This is a genomic window from Streptomyces sp. NBC_00659 (assembly GCF_036226925.1).
Lineage (GTDB): Bacteria > Actinomycetota > Actinomycetes > Streptomycetales > Streptomycetaceae > Streptomyces.
On sequence record NZ_CP109031.1, the window covers coordinates 6676333 to 6695014 of the forward strand.

17 protein-coding genes, 1 tRNA gene and 2 pseudogenes are annotated in these 18682 nt (G+C 68.4%); 13 read left to right on the forward strand and 7 right to left on the reverse strand.

Going from position 1 to position 18682, the window contains the following annotated elements; translation table 11 throughout:
• Positions 1 to 52: 52 nt before the first annotated feature.
• Positions 53 to 523 (reverse strand): winged helix-turn-helix transcriptional regulator, encoded by a 471-nt coding sequence (locus OG410_RS29280; protein ID WP_329301841.1) that lies wholly within the window; start codon positions 521 to 523, stop codon positions 53 to 55.
• A 114-nt stretch (positions 524 to 637) separates the two neighbouring features.
• Here OG410_RS29280 and OG410_RS29285 point away from each other — a divergent pair, with 114 nt between their 5' ends.
• The 5 genes from OG410_RS29285 (at position 638) to OG410_RS29305 (ending at position 3713) form a co-directional block, all read left to right on the forward strand.
• Complete coding sequence (locus tag OG410_RS29285; RefSeq protein WP_329301842.1) at positions 638 to 937, forward strand: hypothetical protein; 300 nt, start codon at positions 638 to 640, stop codon at positions 935 to 937.
• A 363-nt stretch (positions 938 to 1300) separates the two neighbouring features.
• Positions 1301 to 1525: a hypothetical protein gene (locus tag OG410_RS29290; RefSeq protein WP_329301843.1), complete on the forward strand. Its 225-nt coding sequence runs from the start codon at positions 1301 to 1303 to the stop codon at positions 1523 to 1525.
• An 80-nt stretch (positions 1526 to 1605) separates the two neighbouring features.
• Positions 1606 to 2262, forward strand: coding sequence for a hypothetical protein (locus tag OG410_RS29295; protein ID WP_329301844.1), 657 nt, complete (start codon positions 1606 to 1608; stop codon positions 2260 to 2262).
• A gap of 176 nt (positions 2263 to 2438) precedes the next feature.
• A complete protein-coding gene (locus OG410_RS29300; protein WP_329301845.1) occupies positions 2439 to 2951 on the forward strand; it encodes a DUF4760 domain-containing protein in 513 nt (170 codons plus the stop codon).
• A gap of 207 nt (positions 2952 to 3158) precedes the next feature.
• The gene (locus OG410_RS29305; protein ID WP_329301846.1) at positions 3159 to 3713 is read left to right on the forward strand and encodes a hypothetical protein; all 555 of its coding nucleotides are present in this window, start codon (positions 3159 to 3161) and stop codon (positions 3711 to 3713) included.
• A gap of 43 nt (positions 3714 to 3756) precedes the next feature.
• Here the strand turns inward: OG410_RS29305 and OG410_RS29310 are convergent, their stop codons facing one another.
• Complete coding sequence (locus tag OG410_RS29310; RefSeq protein WP_329301847.1) at positions 3757 to 4155, reverse strand: hypothetical protein; 399 nt, start codon at positions 4153 to 4155, stop codon at positions 3757 to 3759.
• Positions 4156 to 4169: 14 nt separating this feature from the next.
• Here OG410_RS29310 and OG410_RS29315 point away from each other — a divergent pair.
• Together OG410_RS29315 and OG410_RS29320 are read left to right on the forward strand one after the other, a co-directional pair.
• Positions 4170 to 4268: transfer RNA gene (locus OG410_RS29315), tRNA-OTHER, on the forward strand.
• A 214-nt stretch (positions 4269 to 4482) separates the two neighbouring features.
• Positions 4483 to 4767: a hypothetical protein gene (locus tag OG410_RS29320; protein WP_329301848.1), complete on the forward strand. Its 285-nt coding sequence runs from the start codon at positions 4483 to 4485 to the stop codon at positions 4765 to 4767.
• 229 nt (positions 4768 to 4996) lie between these two features.
• Here the strand turns inward: OG410_RS29320 and OG410_RS29325 are convergent, their stop codons facing one another.
• Positions 4997 to 6175, reverse strand: a complete 1179-nt coding sequence (locus OG410_RS29325; RefSeq protein ID WP_329301849.1) for an IS4 family transposase — start codon at positions 6173 to 6175, stop codon at positions 4997 to 4999.
• A gap of 122 nt (positions 6176 to 6297) precedes the next feature.
• Here OG410_RS29325 and OG410_RS29330 point away from each other — a divergent pair.
• Positions 6298 to 7167 (forward strand): annotated as a pseudogene (locus tag OG410_RS29330) (IS5 family transposase).
• A gap of 40 nt (positions 7168 to 7207) precedes the next feature.
• On the opposite strand, the pseudogene OG410_RS42645 reads toward OG410_RS29330, so the two are convergent.
• Positions 7208 to 7303 (reverse strand): annotated as a pseudogene (locus tag OG410_RS42645) (Lsr2 family DNA-binding protein); the annotation flags it as partial.
• 1373 nt (positions 7304 to 8676) lie between these two features.
• Between OG410_RS42645 and OG410_RS29340 the strand changes: the two are divergent.
• On the forward strand, positions 8677 to 9210 hold the full coding sequence (locus OG410_RS29340; protein WP_443063808.1) for a tyrosine-type recombinase/integrase: 534 nt from the start codon (positions 8677 to 8679) through the stop codon (positions 9208 to 9210).
• A 20-nt stretch (positions 9211 to 9230) separates the two neighbouring features.
• Here OG410_RS29340 and OG410_RS29345 read toward each other — a convergent pair whose 3' ends face one another.
• Complete coding sequence (locus tag OG410_RS29345) at positions 9231 to 10223, reverse strand: CAP domain-containing protein (RefSeq protein ID WP_329301851.1); 993 nt, start codon at positions 10221 to 10223, stop codon at positions 9231 to 9233.
• A gap of 153 nt (positions 10224 to 10376) precedes the next feature.
• Between OG410_RS29345 and OG410_RS29350 the strand changes: the two genes are divergently transcribed.
• From OG410_RS29350 to smc, 3 genes are all read left to right on the forward strand, one after another.
• The gene (locus OG410_RS29350) at positions 10377 to 10658 is read left to right on the forward strand and encodes an acylphosphatase (protein WP_329301852.1); all 282 of its coding nucleotides are present in this window, start codon (positions 10377 to 10379) and stop codon (positions 10656 to 10658) included.
• A 382-nt stretch (positions 10659 to 11040) separates the two neighbouring features.
• Complete coding sequence (locus OG410_RS29355) at positions 11041 to 11244, forward strand: hypothetical protein (protein WP_028802434.1); 204 nt, start codon at positions 11041 to 11043, stop codon at positions 11242 to 11244.
• Positions 11245 to 11451: 207 nt separating this feature from the next.
• The gene (gene smc, locus OG410_RS29360; RefSeq protein ID WP_329301853.1) at positions 11452 to 15054 is read left to right on the forward strand and encodes a chromosome segregation protein SMC; all 3603 of its coding nucleotides are present in this window, start codon (positions 11452 to 11454) and stop codon (positions 15052 to 15054) included.
• Positions 15055 to 15081: 27 nt separating this feature from the next.
• On the opposite strand, the gene OG410_RS29365 is transcribed toward smc, so the two are convergent.
• On the reverse strand, positions 15082 to 15426 hold the full coding sequence (locus tag OG410_RS29365) for a DUF4326 domain-containing protein (protein ID WP_329301854.1): 345 nt from the start codon (positions 15424 to 15426) through the stop codon (positions 15082 to 15084).
• Positions 15427 to 15948: 522 nt separating this feature from the next.
• Here OG410_RS29365 and OG410_RS29370 point away from each other — a divergent pair.
• Positions 15949 to 17367 (forward strand): sugar porter family MFS transporter, encoded by a 1419-nt coding sequence (locus OG410_RS29370; RefSeq protein WP_329301855.1) that lies wholly within the window; start codon positions 15949 to 15951, stop codon positions 17365 to 17367.
• 132 nt (positions 17368 to 17499) lie between these two features.
• Here OG410_RS29370 and OG410_RS29375 read toward each other — a convergent pair whose 3' ends face one another.
• Entirely contained in the window at positions 17500 to 18468 is a 969-nt protein-coding gene (locus OG410_RS29375) for an LLM class flavin-dependent oxidoreductase (RefSeq protein ID WP_326785296.1), read from the reverse strand.
• Positions 18469 to 18682: the final 214 nt, after the last annotated feature.

Consider the following 18682-nt stretch of genomic DNA (forward strand, 5'->3'; position numbering starts at 1 on the left):
CGCCCGGCCTGCCGGTCCGAGACGCAGCCTCGGGTCCACACGCCCCTACGCCCTACGCCTCTTTCTGGGCCTCTTTCTGGGCCTCTTTCTGGGCCGCGCGGGTCTCGTCGTAGCGCCCACGGGCCTGCAGGACGTCGTCCATGCGCCCTTCGACGAAGCCGATGAGGGCCAGCAGTCGCTCGGCGACCTCGCGGCCCAGCGGTGTGAGGGTGTAGTCGACGCGCGGCGGGTTCGTGGGCCACGCGTCACGGTGCACCAGACCGTCGCGCTCCAACGCGTGCAGGGTCTGCGAGAGCATCTTCTCGCTGACGCCGTCGACCCGGCGGCGCAGCTCGTTGAACCGGAACGTGCCCTCGTACAGCGCCCCCAGTGTGAGGGAGCCCCAGCGGCCGGTGACGTGCTCCAGCGTGCCCCGGGACGGACAGCCGCGGGCGAACACGTCGTACGCGAGGTCCTTGCCGCCGGCGCACACGGCACCCTCGCCACTTCCGGCGCGCTCCGTGATCCGCGCGGACAATTCCATAGCACCACCATACTCAGCCACAGCGCCACCCGGCAGGTTGCACTAACTCCTGGTCAGTGTCTCGAAGTCCGCACGTCGATTGCCAGGGGTCTTCTGCTGCGCGACCATCGCCGGATGACGGGTGAGGGCCGGAAGCTGACGCGGGTTGTGCAGACGTGTTCTGCCTACCCATCGCAGTGGGATGCCTGGACTGCAGACGGCCAGTACCTGTATCTCCGATACCGGCATGGTGTGGGCTGCGTCGAGTGGCATCCGGGCCCTGAGGATGATGCCGATACGCCGGACTCTTGGAACGAGGGCCTCTCGGGGCTCCTGATCGAATGGGACGACGGCACCGAGAGCGGCGTCATCGGCCTTGAGGACTTCCTCGTGGCGGCGGGTCTGGTGCTGGCGCCGGGTGCCTCGGTGAGCTGAGGTCGTGGCACGGAGTCAGGAACCGGTCACCCGCCCTGTCGTACAGAGGCTTTGCGGTGCCGCCTCATCCATATCAGGTCAATCGCAAGGGGTGGCCGCCGTAGCGTTGCCGCTCTTGAACCTTGGTCGGCCATCCGTTGCAGTCAACCGTCAACCGCCGGTGTTCGTGCTTGTTGGTGTCAGGTACTGATGTCAAACATGTCAGACGTCTGGCCTTACCCGGCAAGTGAACCTCGCCGGCTTTACGCGCTCTCATCACTGTTCACAGGGGTGGCGTCCCCCGCGTTGTTCGAAGTGCTTCCCCCGGTACTGGCCCGAGTCACACGCCACGCCACTAGGGCTGTAATCAAGCTCGCTACTGCGGTGACCAAACCAGTAATGGCGCTGATGATGCCGATGGCGGCGGTCACGGCCGCGCGGCCCGCCGACCAGCGCGAGCACGACGTCCTGGACGAGGACGTCGCCTTCGCCGGCGCAAGCACACTGCCGCCACCCCGACGTCCTCGCCGCCCAGCGCCGAGAACGCGCCCGCGTATCCGCAGCGAGAAGGGCATCCGCTGGGGCCGCCCCCGCACCCGAGCAGCCTGATCACCCCAACCCGGCGCACCCTCACGGACAACGCACGAGCTGGAAGGGGTTGCCCTCTTCCCTCGCGGTACGGTGCTGCCATGTCTCGATCAGCCGAAACCGGATCAGTCTTGTCTCCCGTCACCGCGGACGACGTCGACCTTGCCGTGCGGCTCGCCGTGGGCATCCTTCGGGACGCACCCCCGGAGGGGTGGGGCGGCAAGGCCGGTTCACTGGAGTGGGACTGCTGGGAGACCGTCGAGCACCTCGCCGACGACCTGTTCTACTACGCCGTGCAGCTGGGGCCGCAGAGCCCGCCGCTGGACACCCATGTGCCTTTCGTGTTGAGCCGGAAGAGGCCGGACGGACCCGCGAACTTCCTCTTCGCGGACCGTGATGCGGGTCCGGCCGGCCTGGTGCAGGTGCTGGAAGCGAGCGGCGCGCTGCTGGTCGCCATGGTGCGTACCGCGCCGCCCCGGGTCCGCGCCCACCACGCCGCCGGGGTGTCGGACCCCGAAGGCTTCGCGGCGATGGGGGTGGTAGAGACGCTGGTACACATGCACGATGTGGCGGAAGGCTTCGGGCTTGCCTGGACCCCGCCCTCCGCTCTCTGCTCGCGGGTGCTCGCCCGACTGTTTCCAGAGGCTCCGGGCGGCGCGGATCCCTGGCTCACCCTGTTGTGGGCCACCGGCCGCGCCGAACTGCCGGGGCACCCTCGTCTCACCACGTGGCGCTGGGCCAGCACACCGCGGTCATAGGAGCGGATCGGCTTCAGCCGCGGCCAGGCTGATGATCGTGGAGTCTACGACAGGGGCGCGCTTCGGACCGGAAGGGAAGGTTCGCGTGCTGCGGGGTTCCGCGCTGGGTAAGCCCTGGGAGACCGCGGTGTTTGTTCACGAATGAGCCTGCGATCTCTGACGACGGGAGTTGCACGTTGGACACGTCAACGCTGATCAACATTGGTGCAGTGGTGGTGTCGCTCTCGGCTCTCGTCATCTCTTCGTGGCTGGCGAGAAACCAGTTCAGAGCACAGAGGCACGGCAACCACCTCGCTCCGGTTCTTGAGCTCCTGCGCGAGTTCCGGTCACTCGATTTCCAGCGCAACTACGCGTTCATTCGTGACGAGTTGCCGCATCTGCCGAGCGACCACGGGATCTCAGGTCTTGATGCAGACGTGCAGCGAAGGGTCTACGACATCGGATACTTCTTCCAGCTCTGGGCCGTCCTGGCCTACCTCGGCATCATGGACGAGCGGTTCGTCAACGCCTTGCTGCGCCGCCGCTACCTTGAGATCTGGACTGCTCTGAAGCCGTTTGTCTACAAGGAGCGTGAACTCCTGGGAGTGCCCGACAGCGCCGTCCTGAGCGTCCTGGAGGACTTCGCGAACCGGCTTGAGGCGGCCTCTGTGGAGAGGCCGCAACTGCTGGCTGGCCGACTTCAGCGTTAGAGCCGCCATCTCCGCTTTCGGGCGCACGCGCGTTACAGCGGCCAACACAATGAGCCCCGCGGGCTGACCTACAGAGATCCCGGCTCGCCGTCGGCGACGAACCGCGTCAGGGATTCCTCCAGCAGTTCCAGAAATTTCCGCAGGCCGTCGGCTACCGGCGGCTACCGTGTCGAGCTCCGGTTCGTCCAGTGATGCCGTCCGCGTCCGATGAACCGACCCATCAGGGCCCGCGATGCAGGAGAAGCCACCGCCGTTCGAGCCGATGGCCACCTTCTGATCCGCGCCGACATCGCCGGCGCCGTGCTCCTGGAGTCGCAGAAGGACGTCACTTGCGTCGCGGCCGGCCGGACTCCACCCGTCACAGCATCGCTGATCTTCACGGGGCTCATGGGGTTATCGCTGGACCGGAACCGCTTCGACGACCGTGAACGGCGGCCGGCGCTTCGGGCCGCGGGCGTGGAGACCGGGCGGGACAACGGCATGCACGCGCTGCGGCAGACCCGTCCGCCTGGACGGGACAGCATTGACGGCTGGCGCTTGCGCGATCATGAGCACATGGAATCGTGGACGATCAAATACTTCTCCCAGGCCAACCCGGAGGGAACCGGGCAGGATGACGTGCCTGCGCTGCTCCGTAGAGTCGCAGACTCCATCGAAGACCTTGGCTTGGTCGAGGTTCAGGATTTCGTCATGCATACGGAGATCACCGCGGACGGCTACCGGCCAAGTCTTACGGTCTACTACCACGACGCCGAAGACTGATCCGGGCTGTACACGGACGCTTTGCACTTGGTCCGCTTCCTTATCAGGTCGGTCGTGGGTCACCATCGCCAAAGGTCGGGCCTTGCTCTTCCTCGGCCGGCGCACCGCTGACGTTCGCTGTTGTCCGGTGCGGTTCGGGCTTGTTGGTGTCAGCCAGTGATGTCAGGAGTCGGGTTGCCCGTAGCTTGGGTCCGCCGAGGAACTGAAGCACGCCGCCGAGCACGATGAGAATCATGGCTACGCCCGCGAGGTCCGAGCCCACCGCATAGGACCATCCGACCAGTCTCGGCAGTCCGTCCAGGACAAATGCGGAACCCATCAGGATGAGGCCCCAACCAGCCTTCCGGGGATCGCTGCGATCCGCTCCCAGTCGACTGTTCAAAGTCAACGTCCCCACGAACGCCGTCAAGCATCCGCAGGCCAACATGATCAACGAACTCATGGCACCCCTCCGCCGGGAGAGTACCTCGCCGGTGTCGGAGTCTCTGTGGGGCCCGTGAACGGTCTTGAAAACCGTCGTGGCGCGAGTCACCGTGGGTTCAAATCCCACACCCACCGCAGGTGAACGGCCCCTGACCAGGTAAATCGGTCAGGGGCCATGCTCGTGGGCATTGTCCGCCGGTGACCGTGACTCCCTGCTGCTTCCCGACCGAACGGGCACAGGAGGGGCACGGGCACAGTCCCAGGTGTACGGAGCCAAACAGGTTACGACTGCCTGATCCGTCCCGCAGTCCCGTGTCCGTCCGCGCGCAACAGTCGTTCCCTGGGCATGACCAAGATCTTCAGCCGAACCCTCGGAGTCGCGGCCGTCGTCGGCGCCTTCGCCCTTGCCGCTGCCGCCCCCGCGTCGGCCGACCCCAACCCCGACCCCGGGGACGACATCAGAGTCAGCCAGACTGCCAGCGGCAACGAAGGTGCCAACAGCGGAAACGACGGGTTGCTCAGCAACCACAACAGCGGCAACGGCAACTCTGCCGCCAACAACATCGTCGACCCATCGAACGTTGCCCTCATCAACACGGTGAAGCAGCTCGGAGGCTTCCTGGTGCCCTGAGCTAGGCCCAATGCCGTTGCGTTACGGGCTTGCGGGTTGGGGTCTGGTGATGAGGACGGCTTGAGGTCCGGTTCGGGTCGGCTGTGGCCAGGCACGGTGTTCAGGTCGTTTGAGGTGGTAGTTGGACATCTTGCGTTTCACGACGCGGGGCTGGCTGCGCAGGCGTCTGACGGGCAGGAGCCGTTCCAGGAGGTCCTGCTCCAGCATCACCAGTGCCCTGACCAGGAGGTCAGGGGGAAAAACTGCCCGGCGTGACGGTCACGCTGCGCCGGGCGGAGCGCAGGGTTTCGGTGAAGGAGACCCGGTCGGGGTCCAGGCCGCGGGTGGCGGCCGTTCTCAGCATGAGTTCCCGCAGAGCGTGGTGGACCAGCAGGTGTGCCCAGATCTGCTGGCGTACACCGTCGGGTGTTTTGCTGCTGAGGACGACGCGTGGACCGCGCTGATGGGTTTTGATCTCGGCGAACACGGACTCGATCTCCCAGCGTTCGCGGTAGAGCGCGGCCAGCTGCCGGGCCGGATACCGTCGGGCGTCCAGCAGGGTGGTGACCAGGCGATAGCCGTCGCTCTCGCCCTGACCGGACCGGTCCTTGAGCCGGTAGGCCAGGACCCGGACCACGACCGGCTCCCGGCGGGCCGGACCGCTGCTTGCTCTGATGTGTGAGAGCCAGGACCCGTCGCGGAACTGCTTGATCACGGGCAGGACGCGGTTGGCGGGCACCCGCCACAGCAGGTCGGCGCCGGTGACAGTGAACGCCTGCCACAACAGGACGCCGAGGAACTCGCGATCGGCCAGGACGAGCTGGCCCGGGCCGGTCGAACGCGGCAAGCGGCTCACCAGGGTGACTTCACCGGTGCGGCAGCCGGCCAGTTCCGCGTCCAGCACCGCATGACTGCCCACCTCCACCAGAGCAGCCATCCGCACCTGCGGAAATGCGCTCCGGCCCGACCCGCGGCCACTGCCCGGGCGATCGAAGGCAGCCTCGTTGGCTTCGCTGTCCGCGACGTCCCAGCAGGTGCCGTCGACGGCCAGCAGCCGCAGGCCCCGCCAGAACGCGCCGGGCGTCGCCTCGGTCGCCATCGGCTTCGCGGTCGTGGCGAACAGCACCCGCAAGGGTTCGGAGCCCAGCCGCTGCCGGGCCCTGAACAGGGAGGACTTCGCCGGAACACGCCAGTTGCCCAGCAGCCCCAACCCCCGCAAACCCTCAACGAGGTGGCGCATCACTTCCAGATACGGGGCAGGCGAGAAGAGGGCCAACGCCAGCACGAAATACACCACCAACCGCGCGGGAAGCAGCCGCTGACGTTGCTCGGCACGACCGCATGCCGCCACCACCCGATCCACCAACCCTGGCGGATACACCCAGGTCAACAGGCCAAGACCCGATAACTCAGACACGCTCGCAGCCACCCGAACCACCCCCGGCACCCACTGCCAAGCAGCCTACGCCCACGGCAAAGACAACGGCATTGGAGCTAGGCCGTGTTTTGAAAGTGGCTCGATCCCTCGTCTCGCTTCGTAATGATCTAGGTATGGGGCGAGGGGATCTTTCTGACGAGCAGTGGTCGATGCTGGAGCCGTGGTTGCCGATTGTGATGTTGGGGCGACTGCCGTTGGGCCGACGGAGGCTAATCGACGGGATCCGGTGGCGGGTGCGAACCGGTGTTCCGTGGCGGGATCTGCCGTCGGAGTACGGTCCGTGGCAGACGGTCTACGGCCTCTTTCGCCGCTGGCAGCGTGACGGCACCTGGTTCGTCCTGCTGAGCGCGCTGCAAGCCCGGGCGGATGCGGCCGGGCTGATCACGTGGGAGGTCAACGTCGACTCCACGATCTGCCGGGCCCATCAACACGCTGCAGGCGCCCGCCGTGACGGTTAGGTCCAGAAGGAACCGCCGGGCGGCGCACGCCCTGAGCCTGACGATCACGGCCTGGGCAGGTCCCGCGGCGGCTTCACCACCAAGATTCACCTGGCCTGCGAGCAAGGCCAGCGGCCTCTGGCCCTACTGGTCACAGCAGGTCAGCGCGGCGACAGTCCCCAGTTCGCCGCCGTCCTGGACAGGATCCGAGTGCCCCGTATCGGGGTAGGCCGTCCCTGTGTCCGCCCTCGGCGAGTGCGGGGCGACAAGGCGTATTCGTCCCGAGCCAACCGGGCCTACCTGAGAAAGCGCGGGATCCAGTGCACGGTTCCTGAACCCGCCGACCAGGCGGGCCACCGCAAGCGCCGCGGGAAGGCGGGCGGGCGGCCTCCCGCCTTCGATCGTGAGGACTACAAGGCTCGGCACGCGGTCGAGTGCGGAATCAACCGCCTGAAGCGGAACCGGGCGGTGGCCTGCCGCTTCGACAAACTTGCGGTCCGTTTCGAGGCCACCGTCCTCGTTGCCGCAATCAACGAATGGCTGTGACCAGCCGATAGCCGCTGACCGATACAGCCACATCGGGTGCTCACCTCTGTGATGCCTCGTAGGCCTCGCGGATGGATGCAGGGACACGTCCACGATCATTTACGAGATAGCCGTTGGTCCGTGCCCAGAGGCGTATCGGCTCGTCTTCCAGACAGGGATCGAGCTTACGAGGTCTAGCAGACTTGCCGGGGCCGCTCCAGTCTCCCGAGGACACCCCTTCCAGCCGGTCCGCCGCCTCTTGGAAGAAAGCGAACAACGAGGCGTACACACCCTCCTCAGGATTGCCTGCGTCAGCCCACGTTCCGATGGTGCCGTTGAGCGTGTCCAGAAACGTCCCGTATAGGCCGTCGCGCTCCGCGGCAATTGGCACCCACTCACGACGCCAGAACGGATAGTCGGGGTCTGTGGACGGCTGCATCTCCTCCAAGCCCATCCGGCTGAGGTAGACCCGCTGAATGTCCGTCAGGCCGAGGAGGAGATGACCGCCAGGGATGGCCATCTCGCACCCCAGCGCCACCAGACACGATTGGCCATCGGGTTGCCTGCCGGCATCGATGTCGTTCGCCAGCAGCCACTGCCACATCTCCCCTGGCAGCTTCAGACCCATGCGCAGTTCGGCTTCCCTTATGGCCGCTTGGCTCCCCGGCCCACCGAGCGCAGCAAGAGTTTCAGGGTCGTTGCGTTCAAGCCACGCGGTGACCCGGCCCCAGGCCTCTCGTACGTCTCCTGCCTCGCGCATCGGAGTTTCGTTCACGTGTGATCTCCACCCAGGCAGGATGCGCACATCCGTGGAACACGCCCACCCATATCGCTGGCACACAGGGAGCGTTGCCCGGTCTCCCGGACTTTGAAGTTGTCCTCTTGGTGAGGCGACGACCGCTGATGATTCATTGGAGAACCGTATGCGGGGCCACTGACAGTGACTGACGCGGAACGCGTTTCTCCAGACCATCTACGGCGCACACCTGGCACCCGGAGCACGCCGCCAACTTCTAAAACGCTCCCTAGGCCACCGGTCTTCTCCCTCTCCGCCGGGTGGGTCGTCCATCTGTACCGGTGGAGTCGCGATTCATGGCGGGCACTCGCCCCGGGGAAAGGTCCTCGGCCTGAGCCTTCGGGAATGAGGTCGGCGGAACGGCTTTGGGCGGGAGCTGCCATGGAGCGAGTGATCATGGCCCCTTAAGCTTCCGGCGAGTCGGGCAGTCTGTGGACCTGCCCGTTAAAGCACGACGTTGGGGCCATGATCTTCGAGGCTCGCCCCATGGTGGCTGCCTAAAGCCGTTGAGCCGACCGCCCCGGCCACGACGTGTTCTGACCTCGTGCCGCCGGCCAACCCTCTCCAGGGCGCGCGTCGGCGCAGCCCGCGCGGAGCGGAGCCGGGAGCGCGCCCGGCGGAGCGGAGCGCAGCCGGGGCTTGATGAGGTAGAGAAATTCGTGACCCTGGTCTGCTCCGAGGGTGTGTTCCGTCTCAACTCACGTTTGAGGTTGGGCACCTGCCGAGGAACGGGAGTGGTGCACGTCGTACGGCAGGTCAAGTTGCTGCGGCTGCATCGCCCGGTGTTCGCCCCGCCGAAGGGCGGCAAGGAACGTGACGTGCCTCTGCCGGAGTCTGTTGGCTTCGCGCTGGCCAAGCACCTCAAGCGGTACCCGGCAGTCAGGATCACGCTGCCGTGGAAGACCTTGGACGGTCCGCCCGTCACGGCATCGCTGATCTTCACGGGGTCCATGGGGCTATCGCTGGACCGGAATCGCTTCGGCGACCGTGAATGGCGGCCGGCGCTTCGGGCCGCGGGCGTGGAGACCGGGCGGGACAACGGCATGCACGCGCTGCGGCGCTTCTACGCCTCGGTGCTGATGGACGCGGGGGAGAGCGTCAAGGCTGTCAGTGAGTACCTGGGGCACCATGACCCCGGCTTCATGCTGCGGACGTGTACGCACCTGATGCCGTCGAGCGGGAAACGGACTCGGGCCGCCGTGGATGGCGTCTTCACGGATGAAGATTCCATTCACGACGGCCCGGACACGGCCCAGGAGGGCGCTTAGCTCTCTGACCTGCGGTTAGTTCAGTAGCCGAAGTCCTGCGTCCACCAAGGGCCGCCCTCGGCGAAGTGGACTCCGACGCCGAGGGTCTTGAAGTCGCAGTTCAGGATGTTGGCCTTGTGGCCGGGGCTGTTCATCCAGGCTTCCATGACGGCTGCCGCGTCGGCCTGGCCGCGGGCTATGTTCTCGCCGCCGAGGCTGGCTATCCCGGCCGTCGCCGCACGGTCCCACGGGCTGAGCCCGCTCGGGTCGGTGTGGTCGAAGAAGTCGCGCGCCGCCATGTCCTCGCTGAAGACCTGGGCCAGGTCCGTCAGGGCACTGTTCGCGGCGACCGGGCTGCAACCGACCTTGGCGCGCTCGTCGTTGACGAGCTTGAGCACCTCGGCCTCGGCGGCGGTCTGAGCGGACACGTCCACCGGGGTCTTGGCGACCGGGGCCTTCGTCTCCTTCTTGGAGGGCTTCGAAGCTTCGGGAGCCTTGGGCTCCTTCGTCTTCTCCTCCTTGGAGGCTCCGTTGCCCTTCTCCTTCGACGGCTCCGTCGTGGTCGGGGCGGCCGACGGCGACGCGACGTCCGAGGGGGCGACGGTCGAGGGGGTCGTCGCGCGACCGGAGCCGCGGCTGGTCGACGTGCCCTCACGGGACTCCGCGCTGCCCGAGGTGCCGCCCTGCTGGGTCTCCACGCTGGAGGGCGAGCCCGCGGCCTGGACGCTGTCGGAGTTGTTGCTGCCACCACCGAGCGCGTAGTTGTCGCTGCCGGGCACGACACCGGCCGCGACGGCCACGGTGCCGAGGGCCACGGCCGCAGAGACGCCGAGCAGTCCCGTCTTGACCGGGCTCGGACCCTTCCGCTTGCGGTGCGAGCGGGCAGCGGCGGCGGACGGGAGATCGGCGACGGCCGCGTAGCCGTACAGGTTCTCCGGGCCGTAGCTTTCCGTGTGGGTCCCGCTCGTATCTGTGACTCCGGTGGCGCGCCCTGTGGCGGCGCGGCCGGCGTCGGAGCGTCGGTGGCGTCCCATCTCTTGGGCCTTCCTCGATCTTGAGTCAGCGATCCCCATCTGAACCTCACCCGAAAGAGTGAGTTTCTAATGAGACTCATTGGGTCGGGACGGTACCCCATGGCACGAGGGGAGGATGTGCTCCACGAGACATTGTCCGGTTAGCGTGCAGCCATGAACGAGGTTTCACGGCTGGTCGTCTGGGTCCGCGGACGGGTCCAAGGTGTGGGTTTCCGCTGGTTTACCCGGGCCAGGGCGCTGGAGATCGGGGGGCTGAGTGGTTTTGCTCTCAATCTCGACGACGGACGCGTCCAGGTGGTCGCGGAGGGTCCCCGAGCCGACTGCCAGAGTCTGCTCGACTGGCTCCAGGGAGACGACACGCCCGGCCGGGTGGACGGTGTGACTGAGATCTGGGACACGCCCCGAGGGATCTACGACAGCTTCGCCATCCGCTGACGGTGATGCCCGTGAAGGCCCCCGAAAGGTGGCGTGGCGTATGCCGGTGGCACCCGTCAGTAGTGGAAAGGGCCTGGTGGTTGCCAAGAATGGCTCGAAGTGGCAGGCTCCCGAGATAACGATGATCCCGACGCCCTGAGGGCCCCGCCGGAGTCGCAGCGCCGCCGCTTCACAAGCCGCGCGACAGTCGGTTGCCCGCCGATACAGGGCGTGATCGTGTTGACCGTCAAACTTTTTGGTGAGACGCTGAAAGCCCCGCGCACCTTAGCTGTTTGGCATGTGGAACGGCAGCAGGACATCAGCAGTGTCAAGCATCGCGGGTGCGATTCCCTCACGACCCACACCGCTTCGGTCGGTCACTCAGTGTGGAGGACCATCCATCATGGCAAAGGCGCTTCTCGGTTACGTCGGCGGTTCCGACCCGCGACTCATCGCCGAGATGCGACGGCTCCAGCAGCGCGTCCAGGACCTCGAATCCGAGCTTGTACGGATCCAGGCCGAGAACGACGCGCTCGCGGCTGCCGCTTCTCACGACTCGCTTCTCGAGAGCATCGACGTACCCCAGGCGGAGCCTGCGCTCACCTGACCACTGCACCGCACCATGACAGCAGTGGTTGGGCAGCCCGAATCAACCGCTAAGTTGTCGGATTTGCAAGGGACGCCGTCCGGCGTCCCTTCTTTCTTTCCCCCGGGCACGTCTCCCCCTCTTTAACGTCTGGTGTGCCCTGCGCGTTCATGGGCGAAACCGCGCGTTCATGGAGTGAGACCGGCCCGAAAGGTAGAGTCCAGCGGCGTGCACCTCAAGGCCCTGACCCTGCGAGGGTTCAAGTCGTTCGCCTCCGCGACCACGCTGCGGTTCGAGCCGGGCATCACCTGTGTCGTGGGCCCCAACGGCTCGGGCAAGTCCAACGTCGTGGACGCGCTCAGCTGGGTCATGGGCGAGCAGGGGGCCAAGTCGCTGCGCGGCGGCAAGATGGAGGACGTCATCTTCGCCGGCACCACGGGGCGTCCGCCGCTCGGCCGTGCCGAGGTCTCCCTCACCATCGACAACTCCGACGGGGCGCTGCCCATCGAGTACGCCGAGGTCACCATCACGCGGATCATGTTCCGCAACGGCGGCAGCGAGTACCAGATCAACGGCGACACCTGCCGACTGCTCGACATCCAGGAGCTGTTGTCCGACTCCGGCATCGGCCGTGAGATGCACGTCATCGTCGGGCAGGGCCAGCTCGACTCCGTCCTGCACGCCGACCCGATGGGCCGCCGCGCCTTCATCGAGGAGGCGGCGGGCGTCCTCAAGCACCGCAAGCGCAAGGAGAAGGCGCTGCGGAAGCTGGACGCGATGAAGGCGAACCTCGCCCGCGTCCAGGACCTGACCGACGAACTGCGGCGCCAGCTCAAGCCGCTCGGCCGGCAGGCCGCCGTGGCCCGCCGCGCCGCCGTCATCCAGGCCGACCTGCGCGACGCCCGGCTGCGGCTCCTCGCCGACGACCTCGTACGTCTGCGCGGGGCGCTCCAGTCCGAGATCGCCGACGAGGCCGCGCTCAAGGAGCGCAAGGAATCCACCGAGGCCGAGCTGAAGAAGGCACTCCAGCGGGAGGCGCTGCTGGAGGACGAGGTGCGGCAGCTGACACCGCGTCTTCAGCGCGCCCAGCAGACCTGGTACGACCTCTCCCAGCTCGCGGAGCGGGTGCGTGGCACGGTCTCACTCGCGGACGCGCGGGTGAAGAGCGCCACCTCGGTGCCCGCGGAGGAACGGCGCGGACGCGACCCCGAGGACATGGAGCGCGAGGCCGCCCGCGTCCGCGAGCAGGAGGCCGAACTCGAAGCGGCCCTGGAGGCGGCCGAGCGGGCCCTGGAAGACACCGTCGCGCACCGCGCCGAACTGGAGCGCGAACTCACCGTCGAGGAGCGCCGGCTCAAGGACGTGGCCCGCGCCATCGCCGACCGCCGCGAGGGCCTCGCCCGCCTGGGCGGCCAGGTCAACGCCGCCCGTTCGCGCGCCGCCTCCGCGCAGGCCGAGATCGACCGGCTCGCCGCCTCCCGCGACGAGGCCCAGGAGCGCGCGGTCACGGCCCAGGAGGAGTACGAGCAGCTGAAGGCCGAGGTCGACGGTCTCGACGCGGGCGACGCCGACCTCGCCGAGCAGCACGAGGCGGCCCGGCGGGCCCTGTCCGACGCGGAGGCCGCGCTGACCGCCGCCCGCGAGGCCGCCACCGCCGCCGAACGCAAGCGGGCCGCCACCCAGGCCCGCCGTGACGCCCTCGCCCTCGGTCTGCGGCGCAAGGACGGCACGGGAGCGCTGCTCGGTGCCACGGACCGGCTCACCGGGGTCCTCGGTCCCGCCGCCGGACTGCTCTCGGTCACCCCCGGCTTCGAGGTCGCGCTCGCCGCCGCGTTCGGCGCGGCCGCCGACGCCGTCGCCGTCGCCACCCCCGCCACGGCCGCAGAAGCCATCCGCCTGCTGCGCAAACAGGACGCGGGCCGCGCGGCCCTGCTGCTCGCCGGAACACCCGAGGAACCCGGCGCCGAGGCCCACGCCGGCGCCGGACCGGCGGACGGCGCCTCCGGGGACGTATCCCTTGACCACGACGAGCCGCCGTACGCCGGCGATCTCGTCCGGGGCCCCGCCGAACTGATGCCCGCCGTACGACGCCTGCTGCGCGGGATCGTCGTCGTCGGCACCCTGGAGGAGGCCGAGGACCTGGTCGCCGCGCGGCCCGGACTCACCGCGGTGACCACCGAGGGCGACCTGCTCGGGGCGCACTTCGCGCACGGCGGGTCCGCCGGAGCGCCCAGTCTGCTCGAAGTACAGGCCTCCGTGGACGAGGCGGCGGCCGAACTGGAAGAATTGGCCGTCCGCTGTGAGGAGTTGACCGAGGCACAGCGGCTGGCGACCGAGCAGCGCAAGGAACGGGCCGCGCTCGTCGAGGAGTTGGGGGAGCGGCGGCGGGCCGCCGAGCGGGAGAAGTCGTCCGTCGCGCAGCAGCTCGGCCGGCTGGCCGGGCAGGCGCGGGGTGCCGCGGGCGAGGCCGAGCGGAGCACCGCGGCGGCCGCCCGAGCGCAGGAAGCGCTCGACCGGGCCGTGACCGAGGCCGAGGAACTGGCCGAACGGCTCGCCGTGGCCGAGGAGATGCCCGTCGAGGAGGAACCCGACACCTCGGTACGGGACCGGCTCGCCGCCGACGGCGCCAACGCGCGGCAGACGGAGATGGAGGCCCGGCTCCAGGTGCGCACGCACGAGGAGCGGGTCAAGGGACTCGCGGGACGGGCCGACTCGCTCGACCGGGCCGCCCGCGCCGAACGTGAGGCACGCGCGCGTGCAGAACAGCGGCGCGCCCGGCTCCGCCACGAGGCGGCCGTCGCCGGGGCCGTCGCCTCCGGCGCACGGCAGCTGCTCGCGCACGTCGAGATCTCGCTCGCCCGTGCCGAGGAGGAGCGCACCGCGGCCGACAGCGCGAAGGCCCGCCGTGAGCAGGAGCTCGTGACCGCGCGAGGTCAGGGCCGCGATCTCAAGGCAGAGCTCGACAAGCTCACCGACTCGGTGCACCGGGGCGAGGTGCTCGGCGCCGAGAAGCGGATGCGGATCGAGCAGCTGGAGGCGAAGGCGCTGGACGAACTCGGCGTCGAGCCGGCGGGACTCGTCGCGGACTACGGCCCCGACCAGCTCGTACCACCGTCGCTGCCCGCCGAGGGCGAGGAACTGCCCGAGGACCCCGAGCACCCGCGCAACCAGCCCCGGCGGTTCCACCGTGCCGAGCAGGAGAAGCGGCTCAGGTCGGCCGAGCGGGCGTACCAGCAGCTCGGCAAGGTCAATCCGCTGGCCCTGGAGGAGTTCGCCGCGCTGGAGGAGCGCCACAAGTTCCTCAGCGAGCAGCTGGAGGACCTCAAGAAGACGCGCGCCGACCTTCTCCAGGTGATCAAGGAGGTCGACGAGCGCGTCGAGCAGGTTTTCACCGAGGCGTACCGGGACACCGCCCGGGAGTTCGAGGGCGTCTTCAGCCGGCTGTTCCCGGGCGGCGACGGGCGGCTCATCCTGACCGACCCCGACAACATGCTCACCACGGGTGTCGACGTGGAGGCCAGGCCGCCGGGCAAGAAGGTCAAGCGGCTCAGCCTGCTCTCCGGCGGCGAACGGTCGCTGACCGCCGTCGCGCTCCTCGTGTCGATCTTCAAGGCGCGCCCCAGCCCGTTCTACGTGATGGACGAGGTCGAGGCCGCGCTGGACGACACCAACCTCCAGCGGCTGATCAGGATCATGCAGGAGCTGCAGGAGGCCTCCCAGCTCATCGTGATCACGCACCAGAAGCGCACGATGGAGGTCGCCGACGCGCTCTACGGCGTCTCCATGCAGGGCGACGGCGTCTCGAAGGTCATCAGCCAGCGCCTGCGCTGATCGCCGGGCAGGTCACCGGGCCGCCGCCTACGGCTGGTCGTCCGGTTCCGGCAGATCCTCGCCCACACCCTCGTCGGCGAGTTCGGCGAGCACCTCGGCGTGGCAGCGCTCGGGGACGCACCAGCAGCCGAGGCGGTGACCGCGCAGGGCGGGGAGCCGGGCCAGCAGCTCCGGGCGTGCCAGCAGATAGGCGCGGTACATCTCGACGACCTCCTCCCGGGTGCCGTCGTGGCCCGGGCGGAACGGGCTCGCCAGCGGGGAGCCGGCCAGATGCCAGCCGCCCCGGTGCATGGCGCGCCCCACGTACACCACGTCGGCGTACGCGGGATCGTCGCGGTGACCCTTGAGGTTGACGACCGTGGTCTGCGGCATGCCCGGATCCTCGTCGCTCGGAGGGTCGCGGGCAACGCGGACACGGCCGGTGCCGGAGCGGACGTCCGGCGTCCCTCTGCGGCACCGGCCCACCGCATGCCGCACGTCACACCTCGGGCGCCGTTCGTGACCGGCGCCCCGGAACAGCCCTTGTGCCCACCGCCCGAGCCGGTGGTTCCGGCGGGCCCGATCAGCCGAACGGGTCGGCCGCGGGCAAGCCGACACGCTGGGGAATCCGCCGACTTCACCCGGCGGGGCGCGAGTTCGGCCGGGTGGGCCTCGTGGGCTTCGTTGGACCATTCAGGCACTTGATGTTCAAGTCTTGAACGCAACTGCGTCACGCCGATGGGAGATATTCGCAAGTACCCAAGTTTGACTTCGAAAGTTGAAGGCATATTCTCTCCGACGTTGCTTTTACCTTCAGGTGGTGGCCCGCGTGAACCTGTGCGCCACTGGTAACCACCAACGAAGGCTTTCGCCCCCCACCCCCGGCAGCGAGGCCGGTGGCCCGAGGAGTCTTACGTGACCAGCGCATCGCAGGCACCTGTGCCAGGAGCCAAGCCGGCTCCTCCCGAGCATCTCGGGCACGTCATCTTCATCGCGGCGGCGGCCGCGATGGGCGGCTTCCTGTTCGGCTACGACAGCGCTGTGATCAACGGCGCGGTCGAGGCCATCCGGAGCCGCTACGACATCGGCTCCGCGGCCTTGGCCCAGGTCATCGCCATCGCGCTGATCGGCTGTGCCATCGGTGCCGCTGTGGCCGGCCGCATGGCCGACCGCATCGGGCGCATCCGCTGCATGCAGATCTCCGCGAGCCTCTTCACCGTCAGTGCCATCGGCTCGGCGCTGCCCTTCGCGCTGTGGGACCTCGCCTTCTGGCGCATCGTCGGCGGATTCGCCATCGGCATGGCCTCGGTCATCGGCCCCGCCTACATCGCCGAGGTCTCCCCGGCCGCGTACCGCGGACGGCTCGGCTCGTTCCAGCAGGCCGCGATCGTCGTGGGCATCGCCATCTCACAGCTCGTCAACTACGCCATCCTGAACGCCGCAGACGGCGACCAGCGCGGTCAGCTCCTCGGCGTCGAGGCCTGGCAGGTCATGCTCGGCGTCATGGTCATCCCGGCCGTCCTCTACGGTCTGCTCTCCTTCGCCATCCCCGAGTCGCCGCGCTTCCTGCTCGAGGTGGGCCGCAGGGACCGTGCCCGTGAGGTGCTCAAGGAGGTCGAGGGCGACAAGATCGACCTGGACGCCCGCGTCGCCGAGATCGAGCACGCCATGAAGCGCGAGCACAAGTCGACCTTCAAGGACCTGCTCGGCGGCGGTTTCCTCTTCCTGCCGATCGTCTGGGTCGGTATCGGCCTCTCGGTCTTCCAGCAGTTCGTCGGCATCAACATCGCGTTCTACTACTCCGCGACCCTGTGGCAGTCGGTCGGCGTCGACCCGACGGACTCGTTCTTCTACTCGTTCACCACGTCGATCATCAACATCATCGGCACCGTGATCGCCATGATCTTCGTGGACCGCATCGGCCGTAAGCCGCTCGCCCTCATCGGCTCGGTGGGTATGGCCATCGGTCTCGGCCTGGAAGCCTGGGCCTTCTCCTACGACCTGGTCGACGGCAAGCTGCCCGCCACCCAGGGCTGGGTAGCCCTGATCGCCGCCCATGTCTTCGTCCTCTTCTTCGCCCTCTCCTGGGGCGTCGTGGTCTGGGTCTTCCTCGGCGAGATGTTCCCGAACCACATCCGCGCCGCCGCGCTCGGTGTCGCCGCCTCCGCGCAGTGGATCGCCAACTGGGCCATCACCGCGAGCTTCCCGTCGCTGGCCGACTGGAACCTCTCGGCCACGTACGTGATCTACACCTGCTTCGCCGTGCTCTCCATCCCCTTCGTCCTCAAGTTCGTCAAGGAGACGAAGGGCAAGACCCTGGAGGAGATGGGCTGACCGCCCGTGTCACCGGCGGCTCCCCACGGCCGCCGGTGATTCCCCGGAACTCGGGGAGAAGGGCCAAGTCCCCGCTGCCCCTCTCCCCGTACTCGTAAAAGAGGGCGTGCTGCCCCGGCTCGGACCGTCAGGTCACGCGAGCCGGGGCAGCACGCTTTCGCAGAAGAGATGCAGGCTGCGCCAGCCCTCGTCCACGGGCATCCCGCCGGACAGCGGATGCAGGACGAGGTTGTCGAGGCCCTGCTCCACGCACTGGTCGGGCGTGAGGACGCGGTAGACGCCCTCGGCGCGCAGCTCCCCGACCGTCGTGGCCGCCGACTTCACCGCCGAGCGGATCTCGCCGGACTGCCACGAGGCGTACGTCCGTGCCTCGTGCAGGAAGTGGCGGCCGTACTCGGCCCAGGCCCGGTCCGGGTCCTCGGCGATGTGCAGCAGCGGCGTCTCGGCGCCGGGCATCATGGTCCAGCCCTCGGTGCCGTACTCGATGAGCCGCTCCTTGTAATAGGCCTCCAGCTCGGGCAGGTGCGCGCTCGGGAAGAACGGGAGCCCGAGCCGGGCGGCACGCCGGGCCGCGGCCCGGGAGGAGCCGCCCACCAGCAGCAGCGGGTGCGGGTCCGAGAACGGGCGCGGGGTGACCCGTACCGTGCGGCCCCGATAGGTGAACTCCTCGCCGGTCCACGCCTTCAGCAGCGTCTCCAGAAGCTCGTCCTGGAGTTTGCCGCGCCGCTTCCAATCCACGTCGAACTGCGCGTACTCCTCGGGCCGGTAGCCGATGCCGGCCACGGTCACCAGGCGGCCGCCGCTGAGCAGGTCGAGTACGGCGATGTCCTCGGCCAGACGCAGCGGGTCGTGCAGCGGGCCGATGACCGCCGAGACCGTGACCGCGACATGCCGGGTCGCTCCGAAGACCGCGCCCGCGAACGCGAAGGGCGAGGGCAGCCAGTTGTTGGCGGCGCCGTGGTGCTCCTCGGTCTGCACCGTGGTGATCCCGCGGTCGTCGGCGTACGTGGCCATCTCGACGGCGGCACGGTAGCGGGCGCTGAGCGAGGCGGGGGTGGCGTCGGGTTCGACGAGGTTGAAGCGCACGACCGTCACGGGCATGGGGAGCCCCCCTTCGTGTGTGGAGGGGGACGGTAGCTGACTGGGCGTCAGGTTTCCAGAGCGCGGAACCGGTGGGGTCTGTCGATGGGAGGTGACGTTGCGGTAAGGGTGTGTCACGGCCCACGGCATGGGCCGTGACACACCCTGGGTACGCTGCGCGCACCCGTACGCACCCCGTGAAACCAGAGCAGTCGGCTTGCCGCCGCCCGCTGAT